The sequence below is a fragment of the Loigolactobacillus backii genome (assembly GCF_003946275.1).
GTDB classification, from domain to species: domain Bacteria; phylum Bacillota; class Bacilli; order Lactobacillales; family Lactobacillaceae; genus Loigolactobacillus; species Loigolactobacillus backii.
Genome location: NZ_RHNQ01000110.1, coordinates 1 through 3594, shown reverse-complemented (window position 1 = coordinate 3594; position 3594 = coordinate 1). Strand labels below are relative to the sequence as shown.

General features: G+C 38.5%; 4 protein-coding genes. 2 read left to right on the top strand and 2 right to left on the bottom strand.

Annotated elements, in window-relative coordinates:
• The first annotated feature begins 82 nt into the window (after nucleotides 1–82).
• Nucleotides 83–727: an endonuclease III domain-containing protein gene (locus EKM61_RS11575; RefSeq protein WP_068225812.1), complete on the top strand. Its 645-nt coding sequence runs from the start codon at nucleotides 83–85 to the stop codon at nucleotides 725–727.
• 105 nt (nucleotides 728–832) lie between these two features.
• On the opposite strand, the gene EKM61_RS11570 is transcribed toward EKM61_RS11575, so the two are convergent.
• On the bottom strand, nucleotides 833–1228 hold the full coding sequence (locus tag EKM61_RS11570) for a Spx/MgsR family RNA polymerase-binding regulatory protein (RefSeq protein WP_068225811.1): 396 nt from the start codon (nucleotides 1226–1228) through the stop codon (nucleotides 833–835).
• Nucleotides 1229–1357: 129 nt separating this feature from the next.
• Nucleotides 1358–2068, bottom strand: coding sequence for an N-acetylmannosamine-6-phosphate 2-epimerase (locus tag EKM61_RS11565; protein WP_068225810.1), 711 nt, complete (start codon nucleotides 2066–2068; stop codon nucleotides 1358–1360).
• Nucleotides 2069–2369: 301 nt separating this feature from the next.
• Here EKM61_RS11565 and EKM61_RS11560 point away from each other — a divergent pair, with 301 nt between their 5' ends.
• Nucleotides 2370–3335 (top strand): glycosyltransferase, encoded by a 966-nt coding sequence (locus EKM61_RS11560; RefSeq protein WP_068225809.1) that lies wholly within the window; start codon nucleotides 2370–2372, stop codon nucleotides 3333–3335.
• Nucleotides 3336–3594: the final 259 nt, after the last annotated feature.

The window sequence follows — 3594 nt, the reverse complement described above, 5'->3', positions numbered from 1 at the left end:
ATCTTACTTTGATTAAATAAAGAATAAAAAATCAATCTATGAGAAAGATCTATTTACACAAAAGATTTGACAGTTTCACAAAATGAATTTAAAACCACTATATAATACATTGGAGGAACACTTAGGACCACAAAACTGGATGCAAATTGAAACCTGGGCGCAAACACCTTTTCAAGTTATTTGGTCCGCAATTTTAATCCAAAACGCTAACTCCAATAACGCTGGTGCTGCCGCCGTTGATTTATTAGCTGCAACCAATAATGATCCCCAAGTCATTCGCCAATTAACAATTGAACAACTGGCCACCATCATCCAGCGTGCTGGTTTATACAAAACCAAGGCTGGTTACATTAAGGCGGCCGCCGATTGGCTGGCCACCTATCAGGATGATCCGCAAAAAATTGAACAACTATCACGAGAACAATTACAAAATCAATTGCTTGCCGTTAAGGGGATTGGCAATGAAACTGCCGACGATATTCTTCTTTACGGATTCCGTAAACCCGTATTCATTGTCGATGCCTACGCCAAGCGCCAATTCAAGTGGCTTGGCTTGACCATGCCCACTAAGTACCGTCCCTTTCAAAAAGTCGTTGAGAACGATTGGCAGCTTAACTGGCAACAGGCCCAAGAGCTCCACGCCTTAATTGATACATTCGGTAAACAAATTAAAAACCAATTACAGTGGAACGAAAGCTTTATGGGCGATTTTAAACTAACTGAATAATAAAAAAGTCCTTGCCTTAAGTGTAGTTGAAAACAGCTTTCAACCAACTCTGATAATCAAACTTAAGGCAAGGACTTCTTTTTAGTTGTTTAAATTGTCGGCCCATCAATCGGCCTTTAATAAAGCACTATATAAATTCAATCTACGCACTGAACGTGGTAAAAATTGACGAATTTCGTTCCGATTAAAACCAATTACTAATTTTGAATCACTAACAATTAATGGTGCCTTTAGTAACTTAGGTCGTTCCTGAATAAGGCGCAAAGCATCAGATAACGGTAAACTTTCTAATTTACTAGCATACGTCTGATAATCAAATGCCCGCGTGGCCAACAATTCGTTTAGCCCATCCGTGGTTAACGTCAAGATCCGCTTAAACTCGTCAATTGTCAGTGGTATTTTACTCATGTCTTGTGTCGTATATGGTAATTGTTGTTTTTCTAACCACTCTTGCGCCGCCTTTGCGGAATGACAATTTGGTAATGTATAGACAGTTATCATTGATGATACCCCCTTAATATCGCAGAAAATAGTTTCTTTTTATGATTATTTCTTATGATAACCATACTACAAAACGAGATTTTGTAAACCCAAGTTTTATCAGATAGCCCTATAAGTTAACGGTTACATCTATTCACTGGCAAATTTTTGATTAACTAATGCCTTCGCAAACCTTGCAGTTGTCTCCTTAGGTCGTGTTATTGCGCTACCGACTACAACGGCTACTGCACCTAGTTTCAACATTTTTTTTGCGTCCTCTGGTGAATAAATTTTTCCTTCCGCAATTACCGGAACGTGCCGTGCACACAAAATTTTAACGAGTTCAAAATCTGGTCCTTCCTGCTGCAGGCTCTCCTGGGTATAACCACTTAAGGTCGTGCCAATAAAATCAACCCCAACTTCATAGGCTGCTAGGGCTTCCTGCAGATTAGAACAATCGGCCATTAACATTTGCTGCGGAAATTCTTCATGAATGTCACTAATGAATTCCGCAACAGTCAGTTCATCGTGCCGGGGCCGATCAGTCGCATCAAAAGCAATCACATCTACTCCAAGTGCTTCTAATTCTGCCACTTCTTTTAAAGTTGCCGTTATTACTTGCTCTTCCGGCGGATAACGGCGCTTAATAATGCCAATAATCGGTAAACTGGTCACCGCCTGAATTTCTTTAATATCCCGCACTGAATTTGCCCGAATGCCAGCCGCGCCGCCTTCCTCTGCTGCCTTGGCCATTAATGGCATAATGCCACCCTTTTCAGAATACAACGGCTCCCCGGGCAGTGCTTGACAGGAAACAATCAAGCCATCTTTTACTTGGGCAATAAACTTATTCTTGTTCATTAAATTTCACTCCTTTATCCTAGAACACCACAAAAAGCACTCCGATTTTGCGTATCAGCGTAAATTACTGAATAATTTCCATAATCATGGCAAACACAAAATTGGCCTTTCCAAACACTTCCTAACTTACTTCAAAGTTAGCATGTTCCCTTAATATTGTAAACGAATTCATAAGCATTCTAGTCTTACCTTCATTAAAAATTTATTTTAGTGATAACTAATGTATATTTCTATCTTTCCTTATCCAAAAAAATTATGCTAATAAAAAGGCAAAAATTATGCTCATTAAAAGGAGACTCTTATGCTAAACTACGCCGTTGTCCTTGTTACCTATAATCAACAAGAAAAATTACTAGCTTGTTTAGAATCACTTCAACACCAAAATTGCCCAGCAAAAAGAATTATTGTTGTTGATAATGGCTCAACTGATGATACTGGTGTTGCAATGCTAAATCTCGTTCAAAAATATCCCGAACAAATCCAGTACGTTCGCCTGGCCACAAATCGCGGTTGTGCAGGTGGTTTTCATAAAGGACTCAGACTTGCTCAACAACAGAACTTTAAATGGATTGCATTATCAACGGATGATATTACCTACCAGTCGGATTTCTTTAATCTACTAGCACAAGCAGTACATAAAAATCCAACTGTTCAATGTTTTAGTGGTAGCGTTTATCAAAGTGATGGCACCGTTGAAACTAGTCAGCGGCGAAAGTTATTGAATCATGCAACGCTAACCCAAAAAGATATTGCTGCTAAAAGATATTCGAATGAGTTCTATTTAGACTTGTTCACCTTCCGTGGGATCCTACTTAAGCGTGAACTTATCCAAGATATCGGCTTACCCAATCAAGCGTACTTCACCCAACATACTGACACTGAATACGCACTTCGAATTCGTAAGCGAACAAAAATTCTTAATGTTTCTAAGGCAATTGTCCACCACACCAATATAGCCGAACCTAATGATTGGAAAAACTACTATTTTGTACGTAACCAAATTTTAGTCTGTAAACAATATTCAAGTTCTAAACTATTCTACCTAACTATTTTATTGGGCTCTAGTTTAAAAAAAGGACTCGGCATTTTGTTAAAGCGCAAAACTGACTGGCTAGATAAGAGCACAATTTGGCATCTTTACTGGGACAGTCTGCGTGATGGTCTTTTAGGTAAAACTGGTCCAAATGATCGCTATTCACCTACTATAACCAGCTATCAAGTTAATTTGACCAATGAACAAAAATTTACGCATAAAAAACTGGTTTAAGCGCATGCTTGCTGTAGCCAAATAAAAACAACGATGTAACCCCAAAAATAAGGGCTCTATACTTTTTCCTGTTGATAGTTTACAAATGGTAAACTATTAACAGGATTTTTTGTGCCTTTGAATTTACAATTTAAGGACAGAAAAAGAGCTCACAGCCCTCATCCAAAAAATCCACCCACTACAGTATCATTTGAAAGGATATGAGAAAACCGTGAACCCTATAGACAATCATATAAAATTTGCGCTCAGTATTAAAGAC

Excerpts from the sequence above, each read along its gene's own strand:
- EKM61_RS11575 (WP_068225812.1), top strand. The coding sequence starts at position 83 with ATGAATTTAAAACCACTATATAATACATTGGAGGAACACTTAGGACCA.
- EKM61_RS11570 (WP_068225811.1), bottom strand. The coding sequence starts at position 1,228 with ATGATAACTGTCTATACATTACCAAATTGTCATTCCGCAAAGGCGGCG.
- EKM61_RS11565 (WP_068225810.1), bottom strand. The coding sequence starts at position 2,068 with ATGAACAAGAATAAGTTTATTGCCCAAGTAAAAGATGGCTTGATTGTT.
- EKM61_RS11560 (WP_068225809.1), top strand. The coding sequence starts at position 2,370 with ATGCTAAACTACGCCGTTGTCCTTGTTACCTATAATCAACAAGAAAAA.